At 61.0% G+C, this 16891-nt stretch carries 28 protein-coding genes; all 28 read left to right on the top strand.

What is annotated here, in order from left to right:
* Positions 1-66 precede the first annotated feature (66 nt).
* A complete protein-coding gene (gene tuf / locus F3H41_RS01580; RefSeq protein ID WP_149736818.1) occupies positions 67-1242 on the top strand; it encodes an elongation factor Tu in 1176 nt (391 codons plus the stop codon).
* A 418-nt stretch (positions 1243-1660) separates the two neighbouring features.
* On the top strand, positions 1661-1969 hold the full coding sequence (rpsJ, locus tag F3H41_RS01585) for a 30S ribosomal protein S10 (protein ID WP_003507767.1): 309 nt from the start codon (positions 1661-1663) through the stop codon (positions 1967-1969).
* A 164-nt stretch (positions 1970-2133) separates the two neighbouring features.
* On the top strand, positions 2134-2820 hold the full coding sequence (gene rplC / locus F3H41_RS01590; protein ID WP_149736831.1) for a 50S ribosomal protein L3: 687 nt from the start codon (positions 2134-2136) through the stop codon (positions 2818-2820).
* A 14-nt stretch (positions 2821-2834) separates the two neighbouring features.
* Positions 2835-3455 (top strand): 50S ribosomal protein L4, encoded by a 621-nt coding sequence (gene rplD, locus F3H41_RS01595; RefSeq protein WP_149736832.1) that lies wholly within the window; start codon positions 2835-2837, stop codon positions 3453-3455.
* Positions 3452-3745, top strand: coding sequence for a 50S ribosomal protein L23 (locus F3H41_RS01600; protein WP_149736833.1), 294 nt, complete (start codon positions 3452-3454; stop codon positions 3743-3745). The genes rplD and F3H41_RS01600 overlap by 4 nt, the downstream gene beginning before the upstream one ends.
* Before the next feature lie 11 nt (positions 3746-3756).
* On the top strand, positions 3757-4593 hold the full coding sequence (rplB, locus tag F3H41_RS01605; protein ID WP_149736834.1) for a 50S ribosomal protein L2: 837 nt from the start codon (positions 3757-3759) through the stop codon (positions 4591-4593).
* A gap of 15 nt (positions 4594-4608) precedes the next feature.
* Positions 4609-4887, top strand: coding sequence for a 30S ribosomal protein S19 (gene rpsS / locus F3H41_RS01610; RefSeq protein WP_023517272.1), 279 nt, complete (start codon positions 4609-4611; stop codon positions 4885-4887).
* A 2-nt stretch (positions 4888-4889) separates the two neighbouring features.
* Complete coding sequence (rplV, locus tag F3H41_RS01615) at positions 4890-5279, top strand: 50S ribosomal protein L22 (protein ID WP_149736835.1); 390 nt, start codon at positions 4890-4892, stop codon at positions 5277-5279.
* Positions 5279-6019, top strand: coding sequence for a 30S ribosomal protein S3 (rpsC, locus tag F3H41_RS01620; protein WP_149736836.1), 741 nt, complete (start codon positions 5279-5281; stop codon positions 6017-6019). The genes rplV and rpsC overlap by 1 nt, the downstream gene beginning before the upstream one ends.
* A gap of 38 nt (positions 6020-6057) precedes the next feature.
* Positions 6058-6471 (top strand): 50S ribosomal protein L16, encoded by a 414-nt coding sequence (gene rplP / locus F3H41_RS01625; protein ID WP_149736837.1) that lies wholly within the window; start codon positions 6058-6060, stop codon positions 6469-6471.
* A gap of 12 nt (positions 6472-6483) precedes the next feature.
* Positions 6484-6684 (top strand): 50S ribosomal protein L29, encoded by a 201-nt coding sequence (gene rpmC, locus F3H41_RS01630; RefSeq protein WP_149736838.1) that lies wholly within the window; start codon positions 6484-6486, stop codon positions 6682-6684.
* A 13-nt stretch (positions 6685-6697) separates the two neighbouring features.
* The gene (rpsQ, locus tag F3H41_RS01635; RefSeq protein WP_149736839.1) at positions 6698-6937 is read left to right on the top strand and encodes a 30S ribosomal protein S17; all 240 of its coding nucleotides are present in this window, start codon (positions 6698-6700) and stop codon (positions 6935-6937) included.
* Between the two features lie 268 nt (positions 6938-7205).
* A complete protein-coding gene (gene rplN, locus F3H41_RS01640) occupies positions 7206-7574 on the top strand; it encodes a 50S ribosomal protein L14 (RefSeq protein WP_007770138.1) in 369 nt (122 codons plus the stop codon).
* 13 nt (positions 7575-7587) lie between these two features.
* A complete protein-coding gene (rplX, locus tag F3H41_RS01645) occupies positions 7588-7899 on the top strand; it encodes a 50S ribosomal protein L24 (RefSeq protein WP_149736840.1) in 312 nt (103 codons plus the stop codon).
* On the top strand, positions 7892-8449 hold the full coding sequence (gene rplE / locus F3H41_RS01650) for a 50S ribosomal protein L5 (RefSeq protein ID WP_149736841.1): 558 nt from the start codon (positions 7892-7894) through the stop codon (positions 8447-8449). The genes rplX and rplE overlap by 8 nt, the downstream gene beginning before the upstream one ends.
* A 33-nt stretch (positions 8450-8482) precedes the next feature.
* Positions 8483-8788 (top strand): 30S ribosomal protein S14, encoded by a 306-nt coding sequence (rpsN, locus tag F3H41_RS01655; RefSeq protein ID WP_149736842.1) that lies wholly within the window; start codon positions 8483-8485, stop codon positions 8786-8788.
* A gap of 12 nt (positions 8789-8800) precedes the next feature.
* Entirely contained in the window at positions 8801-9199 is a 399-nt protein-coding gene (rpsH, locus tag F3H41_RS01660; protein ID WP_149736843.1) for a 30S ribosomal protein S8, read from the top strand.
* Between the two features lie 42 nt (positions 9200-9241).
* The gene (gene rplF, locus F3H41_RS01665) at positions 9242-9775 is read left to right on the top strand and encodes a 50S ribosomal protein L6 (RefSeq protein WP_149736844.1); all 534 of its coding nucleotides are present in this window, start codon (positions 9242-9244) and stop codon (positions 9773-9775) included.
* A gap of 12 nt (positions 9776-9787) precedes the next feature.
* Positions 9788-10150 carry a 50S ribosomal protein L18 gene (gene rplR, locus F3H41_RS01670; RefSeq protein WP_149736845.1) on the top strand — a complete coding sequence of 121 codons (363 nt, stop codon included), beginning with the start codon at positions 9788-9790 and terminating at the stop codon, positions 10148-10150.
* A gap of 127 nt (positions 10151-10277) precedes the next feature.
* Entirely contained in the window at positions 10278-10847 is a 570-nt protein-coding gene (rpsE, locus tag F3H41_RS01675) for a 30S ribosomal protein S5 (RefSeq protein ID WP_149736846.1), read from the top strand.
* Between the two features lie 12 nt (positions 10848-10859).
* A complete protein-coding gene (rpmD, locus tag F3H41_RS01680) occupies positions 10860-11063 on the top strand; it encodes a 50S ribosomal protein L30 (RefSeq protein ID WP_149736847.1) in 204 nt (67 codons plus the stop codon).
* 13 nt (positions 11064-11076) lie between these two features.
* Positions 11077-11553, top strand: a complete 477-nt coding sequence (rplO, locus tag F3H41_RS01685; protein ID WP_149736848.1) for a 50S ribosomal protein L15 — start codon at positions 11077-11079, stop codon at positions 11551-11553.
* A gap of 232 nt (positions 11554-11785) precedes the next feature.
* Entirely contained in the window at positions 11786-13129 is a 1344-nt protein-coding gene (gene secY, locus F3H41_RS01690) for a preprotein translocase subunit SecY (protein WP_149736849.1), read from the top strand.
* Positions 13126-13776, top strand: coding sequence for an adenylate kinase (locus F3H41_RS01695; RefSeq protein WP_149736850.1), 651 nt, complete (start codon positions 13126-13128; stop codon positions 13774-13776). Before secY ends, F3H41_RS01695 begins: the two co-directional genes overlap by 4 nt.
* A 277-nt stretch (positions 13777-14053) precedes the next feature.
* Positions 14054-14422, top strand: coding sequence for a 30S ribosomal protein S13 (gene rpsM / locus F3H41_RS01700; protein ID WP_149736851.1), 369 nt, complete (start codon positions 14054-14056; stop codon positions 14420-14422).
* 125 nt (positions 14423-14547) lie between these two features.
* A complete protein-coding gene (gene rpsK, locus F3H41_RS01705; protein ID WP_003536496.1) occupies positions 14548-14937 on the top strand; it encodes a 30S ribosomal protein S11 in 390 nt (129 codons plus the stop codon).
* A gap of 106 nt (positions 14938-15043) precedes the next feature.
* Positions 15044-16054 (top strand): DNA-directed RNA polymerase subunit alpha, encoded by a 1011-nt coding sequence (locus F3H41_RS01710; RefSeq protein ID WP_149736852.1) that lies wholly within the window; start codon positions 15044-15046, stop codon positions 16052-16054.
* 46 nt (positions 16055-16100) lie between these two features.
* The gene (gene rplQ, locus F3H41_RS01715; RefSeq protein WP_149736853.1) at positions 16101-16526 is read left to right on the top strand and encodes a 50S ribosomal protein L17; all 426 of its coding nucleotides are present in this window, start codon (positions 16101-16103) and stop codon (positions 16524-16526) included.
* Positions 16527-16891 lie beyond the last annotated feature (365 nt).

Raw genomic sequence — 16891 nt, forward strand, 5'->3', positions numbered from 1 at the left:
GCCTGAAACAGTAAGAACAATCCCCCGCCAAGGGGGCCCCTCCGGGGGCAGATAGGAGAGCCGGAAATGGCAAAGAGCAAATTCGAGCGCAACAAGCCGCACGTCAACATCGGCACGATCGGCCACGTTGACCACGGCAAGACGTCCCTGACGGCTGCGATCACGAAGTACTTCGGCGAGTTCAAGGCGTATGACCAGATCGACGCCGCTCCGGAAGAAAAGGCCCGTGGTATCACGATCTCGACGGCACACGTCGAATACGAGACGGCGAACCGCCACTACGCCCACGTTGACTGCCCCGGCCACGCCGACTACGTCAAGAACATGATCACCGGTGCTGCCCAGATGGACGGCGCGATCCTGGTCTGCTCGGCCGCTGACGGCCCGATGCCGCAGACGCGCGAACACATCCTGCTGGCCCGCCAGGTCGGCGTTCCCGCCATCGTCGTGTTCCTGAACAAGGTCGACCAGGTCGACGACGCCGAGCTTCTCGAGCTCGTCGAACTCGAAGTGCGCGAACTTCTGTCGTCCTACGACTTCCCGGGCGACGACATTCCGATCGTCAAGGGTTCGGCTCTGGCCGCTCTGGAAGATTCGAACAAGACGATCGGCGAAGACGCGATCCGCGAGCTGATGGCTCAGGTCGACGCCTACATCCCGACGCCGGAACGTCCGATCGACCAGCCGTTCCTGATGCCGATCGAAGACGTGTTCTCGATCTCGGGCCGTGGTACGGTTGTGACGGGTCGCGTTGAGCGCGGTATCGTCAAGGTCGGCGAAGAAATCGAAATCGTCGGCATCCGCGCGACGACGAAGACGACCTGCACGGGCGTTGAAATGTTCCGCAAGCTGCTCGACCAGGGCCAGGCCGGCGACAACATCGGCGCGCTGCTGCGCGGCGTGACGCGTGACGGCGTCGAGCGTGGCCAGATCCTGTGCAAGCCGGGTTCGGTCAAGCCGCACAAGAAGTTCATGGCCGAAGCCTACATCCTGACGAAGGAAGAAGGCGGCCGTCATACGCCGTTCTTCACGAACTACCGTCCGCAGTTCTACTTCCGCACGACGGACGTCACCGGTATTGTGACGCTTCCGGAAGGCACGGAAATGGTCATGCCGGGCGACAACGTCACGGTTGCCGTCGAGCTGATCGTTCCGATCGCGATGGAAGAAAAGCTGCGCTTCGCGATCCGCGAAGGCGGCCGCACCGTCGGCGCCGGCATCGTCGCCTCGATCATCGAGTAATCGATGATCAGGGGCGGCGGGCCGAAAGCCTGCCGACGGCACTCAAAGTGTTCAGATGGCGCAGGCCCCAGGTAAAGGGTGGCGCGATCTGACCGCGGCGCCGGCATCGTCGCCTCGATCATCGAGTAATCGGTGAATGGCGGTGGCTTTGGCCGCCGCCACTTGATGAATTGCTGGGCGAAGCACGCGGTTTTCATCCGTGTGCCTCTCGAATTGGCGGAAGGGCAAAAAAATGTCCCTCCGCGGGCGTCCGAGCATTGTATCGGGCGCCGATTCCGTATATGTGGCGGGTCGTTTTGTGAGATTACCGACAGGGTGCTTCGCTCCCTGTGATCTTTGAAGCAGCAGCACCCGGATTAAGAAATGACGAACCGCCTCGTCTCGAGGCATTCGCTTAACAAGAACAAGGACAAGTCGAATGAACGGCCAAAATATCCGCATCCGCCTCAAGGCGTTTGATCATCGGATTCTTGACGCCTCGACGCGGGAAATCGTTTCGACGGCCAAGCGCACGGGCGCTTCGGTCCGTGGTCCCGTGCCGCTGCCCACGCGCATTGAAAAGTTTACGGTCAACCGTTCGCCCCACGTGGACAAGAAGAGCCGTGAACAGTTCGAAATGCGCACCCACAAGCGCCTTCTCGATATTGTTGACCCGACCCCGCAGACCGTCGATGCGCTGATGAAGCTCGACCTGGCTGCCGGCGTGGACGTCGAGATCAAGCTGTAAGAAATTCCGGCGAGAGCCGAAATAACAAGGAAGGTACGTGGCAGATCCTGCCAACGACTTCTCGAAACGGGAAACCTGAAAGTCTGGAAGGGCTCACAGGAATCCTTAAACAAGAGGCAAGCCGGTTCTCCTGAGCCGGCAGCGACTCTCAAGAGGAATGAACCATGCGTTCAGGTGTGATTGCACAGAAAGTGGGAATGACCCGCGTCTACAACGACGCCGGCGAGCATATCCCGGTGACGGTCCTGCGGTTGGAGAACTGCCAGGTCGTTGGCCAGCGTACGGAAGAGAAGAACGGCTACACCGCTGTTCAGCTCGGCGCCGGCCAGAAGAAGGTCAAGAACGTTTCCAAGGCGCTGCGCGGCCATTTCGCTGCGGCCAGCGTCGAGCCCAAGGCCAAGGTTGTCGAGTTCCGCGTATCGACCGATAACCTGATCGACGTCGGCTCCGAGCTGACGGCTGCCCACTTCGTCGCCGGCCAGCTGGTCGACGTGACCGGCACCACGATCGGTAAGGGCTTTGCCGGCGCCATGAAGCGCCACAACTTCGGCGGTCTTCGCGCCACCCACGGTGTTTCCGTCTCGCACCGTTCGCACGGTTCGACCGGTAACAACCAGGATCCGGGCAAGGTCTGGAAGGGCAAGCGCATGGCCGGCCACATGGGCCAGACCCGCGTCACCACCCAGAACCTCGAAGTCGTCTCCACCGACGAAGACCGTGGTCTCATCCTCGTGAAGGGCGCCGTGCCCGGTTCCAAGGGTGCTTGGATCGTCGTCCGCGACGCCATCAAGTCGGGCACTCCGGAAGGCGCTCCGCGCCCGGCCGGCCTGCGCGCTGCAGAAGCTAAGTAAGGGAGCCGGATCACATGGATCTCACCGTCAAAACCCTCGAGGGCAAGGACGCGGGAAAGGTTTCCCTTTCTGACGCCATTTTCGGCCTCGAACCCCGCGAAGACATCATTGCTCGCGTCGTGCGCTGGCAGCTTGCCAAGCGTCAGCAGGGCACGCACCAGACCAAGACCCGCGCCGAGGTGTCCCGCACGGGTGCCAAGATGTACAAGCAGAAGGGCACCGGTCGCGCCCGCCACCATTCGGCACGCGCACCGCAGTTCCGCGGCGGCGGCCGGGCCCATGGCCCCGTGACCCGCAGCCACGCCCATGACCTGCCCAAGCAGGTTCGTGCGCTCGGCCTGCGCCACGCTCTGTCCGCAAAGCTGAAGTCGGAAGACCTGATCGTCGTTGACGACCTCGTTGCGGCCGACGCCAAGACCAAGGCCCTGACCGGTGTATTTGCATCGCTTGGCCTCACCAACGCGCTGATCATCGGTGGCGCCGAGCTCGACAACAACTTCAAGCTCGCTGCCAAGAACATCCCGAACGTGGACGTTCTGCCGATCCAGGGCATCAATGTTTACGACATCCTGCGCCGCGGCAAGCTCGTGCTTTCCAAGGCAGCGGTAGAAGCCCTTGAGGAGCGGTTCAAGTGACGGATCTTCGCCATTACGATGTGATCGTGTCTCCTTCGATCACCGAAAAGTCGACGCTGGTTTCCGAACACAACCAGATCGTTTTCAACGTCGCCAAGCGCGCCAGCAAGCCGGAAATCAAGGCCGCCGTCGAAGCTCTCTTCGGCGTCAAGGTCACGGCTGTGAACACGCTGGTCCGCAAGGGCAAGGTCAAGCGCTTCCGCGGCTTCATCGGCAAGCAGCAGGACGTCAAGAAGGCCATCGTCACGCTGGCTGAAGGCCAGACGATCGACGTCTCCACCGGTCTTTGAGGATAAGAACAATGGCATTGAAAAGCTTCAATCCGACGACCCCGAGCCAGCGTCAGCTGGTCATCGTGGATCGGTCTGCGCTCTACAAGGGCAAGCCGGTCAAGGCGCTGACCGAGGGTCTTACCAAGAGCGGTGGACGTAACAACCTCGGCCGCATCACCGCCCGCTTCATCGGCGGCGGTCACAAGCGGACCTACCGCCTGATCGACTTCAAGCGTCGTAAGTTCGACGTCGAAGGGACGGTCGAGCGTCTGGAATACGACCCGAACCGCACGGCCTTCATCGCCCTCATCCGCTACACGGATGGCGAACTGGCCTACATCCTGGCTCCGCAGCGTCTGTCTGCCGGCGACAAGGTCATCGCGTCCACCGGCGCCGTTGACGTCAAGCCCGGCAACGCGATGCCGCTCGCCTACATCCCGGTCGGCTCCATCATCCACAACGTGGAAATGAAGCCCGGCAAGGGTGGTCAGATCGCCCGTTCGGCTGGTGCCTATGCCCAGCTCGTCGGTCGTGACCAGGGCATGGCGATCCTTCGCCTGAACTCGGGCGAACAGCGCCTCGTTCACGCCTCGTGCCTCGCCTCCGTCGGCGCCGTCTCCAACCCGGACCACGGCAACATCAACGACGGCAAGGCCGGTCGTACCCGCTGGCGCGGCAAGACCCCGCACAACCGCGGTGTCGTCATGAACCCGGTCGACCACCCGCACGGCGGTGGTGAAGGCCGCACCTCTGGTGGCCGTCACCCGGTTTCTCCGTGGGGCAAGCCGACCAAGGGCAAGCGTACGCGTTCGAACAAGTCGACCGACAAGTTCATCATGCGTTCGCGCCATCAGCGCAAGAAGTAAGAGGATAGTCTAGATATGGCTCGTTCAGTTTGGAAAGGTCCGTTCGTCGACGGCTATCTTCTCAAGAAGGCTGAGAAGGTTCGTGAAGGCGGCCGCAGTGAAGTGATCAAGATCTGGAGCCGTCGCTCCACGATCCTGCCGCAGTTCGTGGGTCTCACCTTCGGCGTCTACAATGGCTCGAAGCACATCCCGGTGGCCGTCAATGAAGACATGGTCGGCCACAAGTTTGGTGAATTCGCTCCCACCCGGACCTATTACGGTCACGGTGCGGACAAGAAGGCGAAGAGGAAGTAACAATGGGCAAGGCTAAAGCCGAACGCCGGCTCAAGGACAACGAGGCGCAGGCCGTTGCGCGCACGATCCGCGTCAGCCCGCAGAAGCTGAACCTCGTCGCGGCGATGATCCGCGGCAAGAAGGTCGATCGCGCCCTGGCGGAACTGGAATTCTCGCGCAAGCGGATTGCAGACACCGTCAAGAAGACGCTCGAAAGTGCAATCGCCAACGCCGAGAACAACCATGATCTCGACGTCGATTCGCTGATCGTAGCCGAGGCATTCGTCGGCAAGTCGATCGTCATGAAGCGGTTCCACGCCCGCGGTCGCGGCCGTGCATCGCGCGTCGAGAAGCCCTTCTCGCACCTGACGATCGTCGTGCGCGAAGTCGAAGCCAAAGGGGAGGCCGCATAATGGGTCAGAAAATCAATCCGATCGGTTTCCGCCTCGGCATCAACCGTACCTGGGACAGCCGTTGGTTCGCCGACAACGCCGAATACGGCCAGCTGCTGCATGAAGACCTGAAGATCCGCGCCTACCTGATGAAGGAACTCAAGCAGGCCGGCATCTCCAAGGTCGTCATCGAGCGTCCGCACAAGAAGTGCCGCGTCACGATCCACTCGGCTCGCCCGGGTCTGATCATCGGCAAGAAGGGTGCGGACATCGAGAAGCTTCGCAAGAAGATCTCGACGATGACTAACTCGGAAACGCACCTCAACATCGTTGAAGTGCGCAAGCCGGAAGTGGATGCGACGCTGGTTGCCCAGTCGATCGCCCAGCAGCTCGAGCGCCGCGTGGCTTTCCGCCGCGCCATGAAGCGCTCTGTTCAGTCGGCCATGCGTCTTGGGGCCGAAGGCATCAAGATCACCTGCGCCGGCCGCCTGGGTGGCGCTGAAATCGCTCGTACCGAATGGTACCGCGAAGGCCGCGTTCCGCTGCACACGCTGCGCGCCGACATCGACTACGGGACGGCTGAAGCCGAAACCGCATTCGGTATCTGCGGCATCAAGGTCTGGATCTTCAAGGGCGAAATCCTTGAGCACGATCCGATGGCCTCCGAGCGTCGCGCAAGCGAAAATGATGCACAGGGTCCTGCAAGCCGCGAACGTGGCGACCGCGGTGACCGTGGCGACCGTCGTCGTGAAAACGCGTAACAGTCGCGTTTGGCAGCCAATATCGGAGAAGTAAAAAAATGTTGCAGCCAAAGCGTACAAAGTACCGCAAGCAGTTCAAGGGCCGCATCAAGGGCGTCGCAAAGGGCGGTTTCGACCTGGCCTTCGGCGAATTCGGCCTGAAGTCTCTTGAACCGAACCGCGTCAACGCACGCGAGATCGAAGCGGCCCGCCGCGCGATCACGCGTTACATGAAGCGTGCCGGCCGCGTCTGGATCCGTGTGTTCCCCGACGTGCCGGTGACGGCAAAGCCCACCGAAGTCCGCATGGGTAAGGGTAAGGGGTCGGTCGAATACTGGGCATGCAAGGTCAAGCCCGGCCGCATGATGTTTGAAATCGACGGCGTCAACGAAGAAATCGCCCGCGAGGCGCTTCGTCTCGGTGCTGCGAAACTCTCTGTCAAGACGCGCTTCGTGCAGCGTATCGCAGAGTAAGGAGTAAAGCCGATGAAAGCCGCAGATGTTCGGGCATTCAGCCTCGACCAACTCAACGACGAGCTCGCCAAGCTGAAGAAGGAGCAGTTCAACCTGCGCTTCCAGCAGGCCACCGGCCAGCTCGAAAAGCCCTCGCGCATCACCGAAGTCCGCAAGGACATCGCGCGCATCAAGACCATTGCCCGCCAGAAGGCGGCAGAAGCCAAGGCCTAAGGACCAAGAAAAAATGCCGAAACGCATTCTGCAGGGCACCGTCGTCTCCGACAAGAACGACAAGACCGTGGTCGTTCGGGTCGAGCGCCGATTCGCTCACCCGATCTTCCAGAAGACCGTCCGCCGCTCCAAGAAGTACAAGGCCCACGACGAAGCCAACCAGTTCAAGGTTGGTGACGTGGTCTCTATCGAAGAGTGCGCACCGATCTCCAAGGACAAGCGCTGGGTCGTCATTTCGGCCGCCCAGGCCTGATTTCTCGGGTTTTCGAGGCGACGGGCTCTTGCCCTTCGCGCGAAAATCGGTATGAAGAGCCGCAAGGACGCTCGGTGCATTCGAGCGTCTTTTGCTTTTAGCGCACGGAAGGTCCCGGCCTGAGGTTCACTGAACCGGAAGGCACTGAGGAAACCACCTTGGCAACGATCGATCCCGCGCGAAAACATGAACTTTCATAAGCTGGAACAGGGGGCGTCCTTATCCGGGATGCCCAACCGGTCCGGTCACAACAAGAAGGCGACCTGACATGATTCAGATGCAAACAAACCTCGACGTGGCGGATAATTCCGGCGCACGTCGTGTCATGTGCATCAAGGTGCTGGGCGGCTCCAAGCGTAAGTACGCTTCGATTGGCGACATCATCGTCGTATCGATCAAGGAAGCCATCCCGCGCGGCCGCGTGAAGAAGGGTGACGTGATGAAGGCGGTTGTGGTTCGCACCGCCAAGGATATCCGTCGTCCCGATGGCAGCGTGATTCGCTTTGACAACAACGCAGCCGTCCTCATCGACAACAAGAAAGAGCCGATCGGCACCCGTATCTTCGGACCGGTTCCGCGCGAACTTCGCGCCAAGAACCACATGAAGATCATCTCGCTGGCTCCCGAAGTACTGTAAGGAGCGAAACGAGATGCAGAAGATTCGCAAAGGCGACAAGGTCGTCGTTCTCACCGGCAAGGACAAGGGCCGTACCGGTGAAGTTCTCCAGGTGATGCCGAAGGAAGACCGTGCGGTCGTCCGTGGCATCAACGTCGTCAAGCGCCATCAGCGCCAGACCCAGACGCAGGAAGCCGGCATCATTTCCAAGGAAGCCTCGGTTCACCTGTCCAACCTCGCTGTTGCCGACCCGAAGGACGGCAAGCCGACCCGCGTCGGTTTCAAGATCGAGGGCGAAAAGAAGGTCCGTGTGGCCAAGCGTTCGGGAGTAGTGATCGATGGCTGATACCGCATACGAGCCGCGCCTGAAGAAGGTCTATCAGGAGCGCATCCGCAAGGCCCTGCAGGAGCAGTTCTCCTACAGCAACGAAATGCAGATCCCGCGCCTGGAAAAGGTCGTGATCAACATGGGCGTTGGCGAAGCAACCGGCGATTCGAAGAAGCCGACCGTTGCTGCCGCCGACCTCGCAGCGATTGCCGGCCAGAAGCCGGTCATCACCCGCGCACGCAACTCCATCGCGGGCTTCAAGGTCCGTGAAGGCATGCCGATCGGCGCCAAGGTGACGCTGCGCGGCGCCCGCATGTTCGAGTTCGTCGATCGCTTGGTCAACATCGCGCTGCCGCGCGTTCGCGACTTCCGCGGCCTGAACCCGAAGTCCTTCGACGGCCGTGGCAACTTCGCCATGGGCATCAAGGAGCACATTGTGTTCCCGGAGATCAACTACGACAAGGTTGATCAGATGTGGGGCATGGACATCATCGTTTGCACGACGGCACAGACGGACGACGAAGCACGGGCTCTTCTGAAAGAGTTCAACTTCCCGTTCCGCCAGTAACCGTAACGACAAGCGTATAGAAGGATAACTTAGATGGCGAAAACGAGCGCAGTTGAAAAGAACAAGCGCCGCCGCAAGCTGGTTTCCCAGCACGCCGCCAAGCGCGCCGCGCTGAAGGCCGTGATCATGAACCAGTCTCTTTCGATTGAAGAGCGTTTCAAGGCGACCCTCAAGCTGGCATCGCTTCCGCGTGATGGCTCGAAGACCCGCGTCCGCAACCGTTGCGAAGTCACCGGTCGCCCGCGTGCATTCTATCGCAAGCTCGGTATGTCGCGTATCGCGCTTCGCGAGCTGGGCAACTTCGGCAAGGTGCCGGGTGTTGTGAAGTCGAGCTGGTAAGGAGACGGGCACATGACCATGACTGATCCTTTGGGCGATATGCTCACCCGCATCCGCAACGGCGCTGCCCGCCGGAAGTCCTCGGTTTCGACCCCGGCTTCCAAGCTGCGCGCCCGCGTTCTCGATGTCCTCCAGGCCGAAGGTTACATCCGCGGCTATTCCGAAGTCGCGTTTGACAACGGCAAGGCGGAACTCAGCATCGAGCTGAAGTACTACGAAGGCGCATCGGTGATCCGCAAGATCGACCGTGTGTCCAAGCCGGGCCGCCGAGTCTATGTCTCGGTGAAGTCCATCCCGCAGGTCGCGAACGGCCTCGGCATCACCATCCTTTCGACCCCGAAGGGCGTGATGGCCGATCACCAGGCACGCGAACAGAATGTTGGTGGCGAGGTTCTCTGCTCTGTCTTCTAAGGCAGCGCAGAGATCTCCCTAGCGAACAGACAGGATAACAACATGTCTCGTATCGGTAAAAAGCCCGTTCAGGTTCCGGCAGGTGTAACCGCGTCGGTGGACGGCCAGAAGGTCACTGCCAAGGGCCCCAAGGGCGAGCTGGTTTTCGTCGCCAACGACGATATCAAGCTGGCACTGGAAGACGGCGCCGTGTCGGTTCAGCCGGCAAATGAAAGCAAGGATGCACGTTCTAAGTGGGGCATGTCCCGCACGATGATCGAAAACATCTTCAAGGGCGTCAAGGACGGCTACGAGCGCAAGCTCGAAATCAACGGCGTTGGTTACCGCGCATCCATGCAGGGCAAGAACCTGCAGCTGGCGCTCGGCTTCAGCCACGACGTTGTGTATGAGCCGCCGCAGGGCATCACGATTGCTGTTCCGAAGCCGACTGAAATCATCATCACCGGCATCAACAAGCAGCAGGTCGGCCAGGTTGCCGCCGAGATCCGCGAATATCGCGGTCCGGAGCCCTACAAGGGCAAGGGCGTCAAGTATGCCGAAGAGCGGATCGTCCGCAAAGAAGGCAAGAAGAAGTAAGGATCACGCGAAATGGCTAGCAGGAAAGATACCCTCGCGCGTCGCGCCGCTCGCGTGCGCCGCCACATCAAGTCGGTCGCCAACGGTCGTCCGCGCCTGTCGGTTCATCGCTCGTCGAAGAACATCTACGTTCAGGTTATCGACGACGTTGCCGGCAAGACGCTGGCCGCTGCTTCGACGCTGGAAGCGTCGCTGCGCGGCTCGCTCAAGACCGGTGCTGACGTTGCCGCTGCTGCGGAAGTCGGCAAGCTGATCGCCGAGCGCGCCTCCAAGGCCGGTGTGAAGGAAGTCGTGTTCGACCGCGGCGCCTTCATCTATCACGGCCGCATCAAGGCGCTTGCCGAAGCTGCCCGCGAAGGCGGCCTGAGCTTCTAATCGTTTTCCGGCCGGGCAACCGGCCGGAACTCACCGGGCCGCGATAGGCCGTTGCCATCGGCAACGTTACCTCGCGGCCTTGATCCATGTCAGCCGTTTGAACCGGAAAAGAAAAAGGTAAAGGACAATGGCACAGGAAAAGCGGGCTCCGCGCGAAGATCGCGGCAGCCGTGAAGAGCGCGACAGCGAATTCGTTGATAAGCTGGTCGCCATCAATCGCGTCGCCAAGGTGGTGAAGGGTGGCCGTCGTTTCGGCTTCGCAGCCCTCGTCGTCGTTGGTGACCAGAAGGGCCGCGTCGGCTTCGGCCACGGCAAGGCACGTGAAGTGCCGGAAGCGATCCGCAAGGCAACCGAAGCTGCCAAGCGCGACCTGATCTTCGTTCCGCTGCGCTCGGGCCGCACGCTGCACCACGACGTGCACGGCCGCCATGGCGCCGGCAAGGTCCTGCTGCGCGCTGCCAAGCCCGGTACCGGCATCATCGCCGGCGGTCCGATGCGCGCCGTTTTCGAAACGCTCGGCATGCATGACGTTGTTGCCAAGTCGACCGGTTCGTCGAACCCGTACAACATGGTTCGCGCCACCTTCGACGCCCTCAAGAACCAGCAGCACCCGAAGGACATCGCGGCACAGCGTGGCATCAAGTATGCAACGCTCCAGGCTCGTCGCGCTGCCGCCGGCGTCGCCTCCGAAGAATAAGGAGTTTCGACCATGGCCAAGAAGGAAGCAGCAACCAAGACCGTGACCGTCAAGCAGATCGGCAGCCCGATCCGCCGCCCGGCAATCCAGCGCCAGACGCTGATCGGCCTCGGTCTGAACAAGATGCACAAGGAACGGACGCTGGAAGACACGCCGGCAGTGCGTGGCATGATCCGCGCCGTCCAGCACCTCGTCACCGTTGTCGACGAGAAGTGAGGGAGTGGGTTCTATGAAGCTCAACGAAATCAAGGACAATGAAGGTTCTACCAAGAACCGCAAGCGTCTCGGCCGCGGTATCGGCTCGGGCTCCGGCAAGACCGGTGGTCGCGGTGTGAAGGGTCAGAAGGCCCGTTCCGGCGTTGCCATCAACGGTTTTGAAGGCGGCCAGATGCCCATCTACCGCCGTCTGCCGAAGCGCGGCTTCAACAACATCTTCTCCGCCGACTACGCCGAGGTTTCCCTCGGCCGTATCCAGGCGGCGATCGATGCCAAGAAGCTCGACGCCTCCGCAACGATCGACGGCGCAGCCCTCAAGGCTGCCGGCGTCATCCGTCGCATCAAGGATGGCGTTCGCGTTCTCTCGGGCGGCGAGCTGACCTCGAAGGTCACGCTCGAAGTCGTCGGCGCCTCCAAGGCTGCCGTCGAGAAGGTCGAGAAGGCCGGCGGCGCAGTCAAGCTGCCCGTCGCTGCCGAAGCGTCGGAATAATTTCAAAATAAAGGGCCGCCCGGCTTTCAATCCGGGCGGCCTTGCTCCCATATGTGAGCCTCACGGATCTGGCCGTCGGAACTTTTGCCGGCCGGGTTGAACGGAAACCGCGTAGAGGCACGCGCCTGCATCACACGCAGACGTCTCCGCGCCGGTTCTCCTTTACGAAATCAAACGCCTCTTCGGAGATGCCGGTCATCCCGCCTCCGAAACAGGTCAGGCGGAGAATCGCATGGCGTCTGCAGCCGAACAGCTCGCTTCAAACCTGAATTTCTCGACTTTCGCCAAGGCGGAAGATCTGAAGAAACGACTCTGGTTCACGCTCGGAGCGCTCCTCGTTTATCGTCTCGGGACGCACATCCCGCTTCCGGGCATCAATCCCGATGCCGTGGCCAATGCCTTCCAGAGCCAGGCCGGCGGTATTCTTGGCGTGTTCAATATGTTTGCCGGCGGCGCAGTCGAACGCATGGCGATCTTCGCGCTCGGTATCATGCCCTACATCTCCGCTTCCATCATCGTGCAGCTCATGACGTCGGTCATTCCCTCGCTCGAGCAGCTGAAGAAGGAAGGCGAGCAGGGCCGCAAGATCATCAACCAGTACACCCGCTACGGCACGGTGTTCCTTGGCACGCTGCAGGCCTACGGCATCGCGGTGGGGCTTGAGAGCGGCAACGGGCTTGTGCTCGATCCGGGCTGGTTCTTCCGCATCTCCACCGTCATCTCGCTGCTCGGCGGCACCATGTTCCTGATGTGGCTCGGTGAGCAGATCACCTCGCGCGGCATCGGCAACGGCATTTCGCTCATCATCTTCGCCGGCATCGTTGCGGCGCTTCCCGGTGCGCTGGCTGGCACGCTGGAACTCGGCCGCACCGGTGCGCTGTCGACCCCGCTGATTCTCGGCGTCCTCGTCATGGTCGTCGCCATCATCGCGCTGATCGTCTTCGTGGAACGCGCCCAGCGTCGCCTTCTGATCCAGTATCCGAAGCGACAGGTCGGCAACCGCATGTTCCAGGGGGACACCTCGCATCTGCCGCTGAAGCTCAACACGGCCGGCGTGATTCCCGCGATCTTTGCGTCCTCGCTGCTGCTGCTGCCGGCGACGCTGGCGGGTTTCACCGACACATCGACCCTGCCGTCCTGGGCGACGACGATCATCGCTTCGCTTGGTCACGGCAAGCCGATCTACATCGCGCTCTATGCCGCGCTCATTGCCTTCTTCGCGTTTTTCTACACGGCCATCGTCTTCAATCCGAAGGACACGGCCGACAATCTCAAGAAGCATGGCGGCTTCATTCCGGGTATCCGTCCGGGTGAGCGGACCGCGGAATATATCGATTACGTGCTGACGCGGATCACCCTGCTCGGTGCGATCTATCTGATCGTCGTCTGTGTCTTCCCGGAAATTCTCATCGCCGAGGCAGGCGTGCCGTTCTACCTTGGTGGTACTTCGCTTTTGATTGTTGTCAGCGTCACCCTTGATACGGTAGCACAGATTCAAGGCCATCTGATCGCCCAGCAATATGAAGGGTTGATCAAGCGCTCGAAGCTGCGCGGCGGTAAAAGGGGAGGACGATGAGACTAATTCTGTTAGGACCGCCGGGAGCGGGGAAGGGGACCCAGGCCCAGCGGATCGTGGAAAAGCACGGCATCCCGCAGCTCTCCACGGGTGACATGCTCCGTGCCGCCGTTTTGGCAGGCACGGAGGTCGGCAAGCAGGCCAAGGCTGTCATGGACGCCGGCAAGCTCGTCTCGGACGCTATCGTCAATGCGATCGTCTCGGAGCGAATCGATCAGCCTGACTGCGCCAACGGCTTCATTCTCGATGGCTATCCGCGCACGCTGGTGCAGGCCGATTCGGTCGAAGCCATGCTGTCGGCCAAGGGCATCGAGCTTTCCGTCGTGATCGAACTGCGTGTCGAGGACGAGGTTCTCGTCGGACGTGTTTCGGGTCGTTACACCTGCGCCCAGTGCGGCGCCGGCTATCACGACGAAAACCTGAAGCCGAAGGTCGAGGGCGTCTGCGACAAGTGCGGTTCGACGCATTTCAAGCGCCGCGCCGACGACAATGCCGATACGGTGCGCACCCGTCTTCAGTCCTATTACAAGGACACGTCACCGCTGATTGGCTACTATCACGCCAAGGGCAAGCTGAAGTCGATTGACGGCATGGCCGATATCGACAAAGTGACGGCGGATATCGAAGCGATTCTCGCATCGGTCTGAAAACAGGGCCGGCGGCGTTCCGCCACCCTCCCTTCGCTTGGACACGTCCATCGCCGGGTAAATTTGTCGGACCGAAAGGTTGCATTCGCGCAGCCTTTCGGCTATGGACCGCACCAACTCGCGACATTTTGGCGATCGGCGCGGCCTTCCGGATTGCGGAGCCCGGGCGCGGTCGTTTTCGACGTGTTGCGGACACCAGTTGTTGAACGAGTGGCCGAAAGGCTGCGTAACGAAAATCCCCATGCCGGATGGCAGCGGGAAGGCAAGGAGAAGAGACGTGGCACGTATCGCTGGCGTCAACATCCCGACGGCGAAGCGCGTAGTCATCGCGCTGACCTACATTCACGGGATCGGCCCGAAGTTTGCACAGGAAATCATCGAGAAGGTCGGTATCCCGGCTGATCGTCGCGTGCATCAGCTCACGGACGCAGAAGTCCTGCAGATCCGCGAAACCATCGACCGCGACTACCAGGTCGAAGGTGACCTGCGTCGCGAGACATCGATGAACATCAAGCGTCTGATGGACCTCGGCTGCTATCGCGGCCTGCGTCATCGTCGCTCGCTGCCGGTTCGCGGCCAGCGCACCCACACCAATGCCCGCACCCGCAAGGGTCCGGCAAAGGCGATCGCCGGCAAGAAGAAGTAATTTCTGGGCGACTAGCGATTGGCGAGTAGCGAGTAGAAACCTATTCGCTACTCGCTGCTTGTCTATTCGCTCCGAAGGTGGAGCCGCTGGGATTACGGCGGCGAAGAGATCAGGAAAGGTATAAAATGGCCAAGGAAGCCACACGCGTACGCCGTCGCGAACGCAAGAACATCACGTCGGGCGTCGCTCACGTCAACTCGTCGTTCAACAACACGATGATCACCATCACCGATGCACAGGGCAATGCGATTGCCTGGTCGTCGGCTGGCGCCAAGGGCTTCAAGGGTTCGCGCAAGTCGACTCCGTTTGCTGCCCAGATCGCTGCGGAAGACTGCGCCAAGAAGGCTCAGGAACACGGCATGAAGTCCCTCGAAGTCGAAGTTTGCGGTCCGGGTTCCGGTCGCGAATCGGCTCTGCGCGCCCTGCAGGCTGCCGGCTTCATGATCACGTCCATCCGTGACGTTACGCCGATCCCGCACAATGGTTGCCGTCCGCGCAAGAAGCGTCGCGTCTGATCAGTGCATTCAACGGAGCCGGTCGTCGCGGTCTACCGTGGCGGCCAGGCGCTTCAGGGCTCGGTCGTCACGATTGGATGGTGACGGCGAACGGAAGGCAAACTAGATGATTCAGAAGAACTGGCAGGAACTGATCAAGCCGAACAAGGTTGAGTTCACCTCTTCCGGCCGGACCAAGGCGACCCTCGTCGCCGAGCCGCTGGAGCGGGGCTTTGGCCTGACGCTCGGCAACGCGCTGCGGCGCGTGCTTCTGTCGTCGCTGCGCGGTGCTGCCGTCACGGCAGTGCAGATCGACGGCGTATTGCATGAATTCTCCTCGATCCCGGGTGTTCGCGAGGATGTCACCGACATCGTCCTGAACATCAAGGAAATCGCCATCAAGATGGACGGCGACGATGCCAAGCGCATGGTCGTTCGCAAGCAGGGCCCTGGCGTCGTCACGGCCGGCGACATCCAGACGGTTGGCGACATCGAGATCCTCAACCCGAACCATGTGATCTGCACCCTCGACGAGGGCGCCGAGATCCGCATGGAATTCACGGTCAACAATGGCAAGGGCTATGTTCCTGCCGACCGCAACCGTTCCGAAGACGCTCCGATTGGCCTCATCCCGGTCGACAGCCTCTACTCGCCGGTCAAGAAGGTCTCCTACAAGGTCGAGAACACCCGCGAGGGCCAGGTTCTTGACTATGACAAGCTGACCATGTCGATCGAGACGGACGGTTCCGTAACCGGTGAAGACGCCATCGCCTTCGCCGCCCGCATCCTCCAGGACCAGCTGTCCGTCTTCGTCAACTTCGACGAGCCGCAGAAGGAGACCGAAGAGGAATCGGTGACCGAGCTCGCCTTCAACCCGGCGCTGCTCAAGAAGGTAGACGAACTCGAACTGTCGGTCCGTTCGGCAAACTGCCTGAAGAACGACAACATCGTCTACATCGGCGACCTGATCCAGAAGACGGAAGCCGAAATGCTGCGCACGCCGAACTTCGGTCGCAAGTCGCTGAACGAGATCAAGGAAGTGCTCGCCTCCATGGGCCTGCACCTCGGCATGGAAGTCCCGGCCTGGCCGCCGGAGAACATCGAAGATCTCGCCAAGCGTTACGAAGACCAGTACTAACAAGTCAAACTGCAGGCTGTCAGTCTGCAAGTGAAGGAGAAAAACAATGCGTCACCGCAAAGCCGGTCGCAAGCTGGGGATGACCGCCAGCCACCGCAAGGCGATGTTTGCCAACATGGCTGCCTCGCTCATCGAGCATGAACAGATCGTCACGACCCTGCCGAAGGCAAAGGAAATCCGTCCGATCGTTGAAAAGCTGGTTACCCTCGGCAAGCGCGGCGACCTGCACGCGCGTCGTCAGGCGATCTCGCAGATCCGCGACGTTGCGGTCGTTTCGAAGCTGTTCGATGCGATTGCCACCCGCTACGCCACCCGCAACGGCGGCTACCTGCGCATCATGAAGGCCGGTTTCCGCCACGGCGACAACGCCGCCATGGCCGTTATCGAGTTCGTCGATCGCGACACCGCGGCCAAGGGCGCCAAGGATGCGGCACGCGTTGCTGCCGAAGCCGAAGCGGCTGAAGCAGCATAAGCTGCTTCTATCGATTTGATGTGAGAGAACGCCGGGCCGAAAGGTCCGGCGTTTTCGTTTGTCTCGAAGACGGTGCGCGGGCTCGGTCATAGCAGGATCGCGGCGGGGCAGCGCGGCCTTCTGCTGGCGGGGGTATGAAAGGGATACCAGGGGGCGCAAGTCTTGGTGAGAAAGCCCTGCGCATTCGGCGGTCTTTTGCTTCTGTGGTTCGAAGATGACGGCTTGACCCGAAGAAAACTGGTCATGCTTAGATTTGACTTACAAATGCAGTTGACGAATGTGTGGTCGCTTGCCAGTCTTCAGGGTGGGGACAGGGCGTTCAAGCGCCCGAAAACATTTGGGGGCAGGCGTGGCATGGGCGCCGT

Source organism: Rhizobium sp. RU20A (assembly GCF_900155885.1).
In the GTDB taxonomy this organism is placed as follows: Bacteria; Pseudomonadota; Alphaproteobacteria; order Rhizobiales; family Rhizobiaceae; genus RU20A.

What these genes read in the sequence shown, in the direction of transcription:
- tuf (WP_149736818.1), top strand. Translation starts at nt 67, where the DNA reads ATGGCAAAGAGCAAATTCGAGCGCAACAAGCCGCACGTCAACATCGGC.
- rpsJ (WP_003507767.1), top strand. Translation starts at nt 1,661, where the DNA reads ATGAACGGCCAAAATATCCGCATCCGCCTCAAGGCGTTTGATCATCGG.
- rplC (WP_149736831.1), top strand. Translation starts at nt 2,134, where the DNA reads ATGCGTTCAGGTGTGATTGCACAGAAAGTGGGAATGACCCGCGTCTAC.
- rplD (WP_149736832.1), top strand. Translation starts at nt 2,835, where the DNA reads ATGGATCTCACCGTCAAAACCCTCGAGGGCAAGGACGCGGGAAAGGTT.
- rplB (WP_149736834.1), top strand. Translation starts at nt 3,757, where the DNA reads ATGGCATTGAAAAGCTTCAATCCGACGACCCCGAGCCAGCGTCAGCTG.
- rpsS (WP_023517272.1), top strand. Translation starts at nt 4,609, where the DNA reads ATGGCTCGTTCAGTTTGGAAAGGTCCGTTCGTCGACGGCTATCTTCTC.
- rplV (WP_149736835.1), top strand. Translation starts at nt 4,890, where the DNA reads ATGGGCAAGGCTAAAGCCGAACGCCGGCTCAAGGACAACGAGGCGCAG.
- rpsC (WP_149736836.1), top strand. Translation starts at nt 5,279, where the DNA reads ATGGGTCAGAAAATCAATCCGATCGGTTTCCGCCTCGGCATCAACCGT.
- rplP (WP_149736837.1), top strand. Translation starts at nt 6,058, where the DNA reads ATGTTGCAGCCAAAGCGTACAAAGTACCGCAAGCAGTTCAAGGGCCGC.
- rpmC (WP_149736838.1), top strand. Translation starts at nt 6,484, where the DNA reads ATGAAAGCCGCAGATGTTCGGGCATTCAGCCTCGACCAACTCAACGAC.
- rpsQ (WP_149736839.1), top strand. Translation starts at nt 6,698, where the DNA reads ATGCCGAAACGCATTCTGCAGGGCACCGTCGTCTCCGACAAGAACGAC.
- rplN (WP_007770138.1), top strand. Translation starts at nt 7,206, where the DNA reads ATGATTCAGATGCAAACAAACCTCGACGTGGCGGATAATTCCGGCGCA.
- rplX (WP_149736840.1), top strand. Translation starts at nt 7,588, where the DNA reads ATGCAGAAGATTCGCAAAGGCGACAAGGTCGTCGTTCTCACCGGCAAG.
- rplE (WP_149736841.1), top strand. Translation starts at nt 7,892, where the DNA reads ATGGCTGATACCGCATACGAGCCGCGCCTGAAGAAGGTCTATCAGGAG.
- rpsN (WP_149736842.1), top strand. Translation starts at nt 8,483, where the DNA reads ATGGCGAAAACGAGCGCAGTTGAAAAGAACAAGCGCCGCCGCAAGCTG.
- rpsH (WP_149736843.1), top strand. Translation starts at nt 8,801, where the DNA reads ATGACCATGACTGATCCTTTGGGCGATATGCTCACCCGCATCCGCAAC.
- rplF (WP_149736844.1), top strand. Translation starts at nt 9,242, where the DNA reads ATGTCTCGTATCGGTAAAAAGCCCGTTCAGGTTCCGGCAGGTGTAACC.
- rplR (WP_149736845.1), top strand. Translation starts at nt 9,788, where the DNA reads ATGGCTAGCAGGAAAGATACCCTCGCGCGTCGCGCCGCTCGCGTGCGC.
- rpsE (WP_149736846.1), top strand. Translation starts at nt 10,278, where the DNA reads ATGGCACAGGAAAAGCGGGCTCCGCGCGAAGATCGCGGCAGCCGTGAA.
- rpmD (WP_149736847.1), top strand. Translation starts at nt 10,860, where the DNA reads ATGGCCAAGAAGGAAGCAGCAACCAAGACCGTGACCGTCAAGCAGATC.
- rplO (WP_149736848.1), top strand. Translation starts at nt 11,077, where the DNA reads ATGAAGCTCAACGAAATCAAGGACAATGAAGGTTCTACCAAGAACCGC.
- secY (WP_149736849.1), top strand. Translation starts at nt 11,786, where the DNA reads ATGGCGTCTGCAGCCGAACAGCTCGCTTCAAACCTGAATTTCTCGACT.
- F3H41_RS01695 (WP_149736850.1), top strand. Translation starts at nt 13,126, where the DNA reads ATGAGACTAATTCTGTTAGGACCGCCGGGAGCGGGGAAGGGGACCCAG.
- rpsK (WP_003536496.1), top strand. Translation starts at nt 14,548, where the DNA reads ATGGCCAAGGAAGCCACACGCGTACGCCGTCGCGAACGCAAGAACATC.
- F3H41_RS01710 (WP_149736852.1), top strand. Translation starts at nt 15,044, where the DNA reads ATGATTCAGAAGAACTGGCAGGAACTGATCAAGCCGAACAAGGTTGAG.
- rplQ (WP_149736853.1), top strand. Translation starts at nt 16,101, where the DNA reads ATGCGTCACCGCAAAGCCGGTCGCAAGCTGGGGATGACCGCCAGCCAC.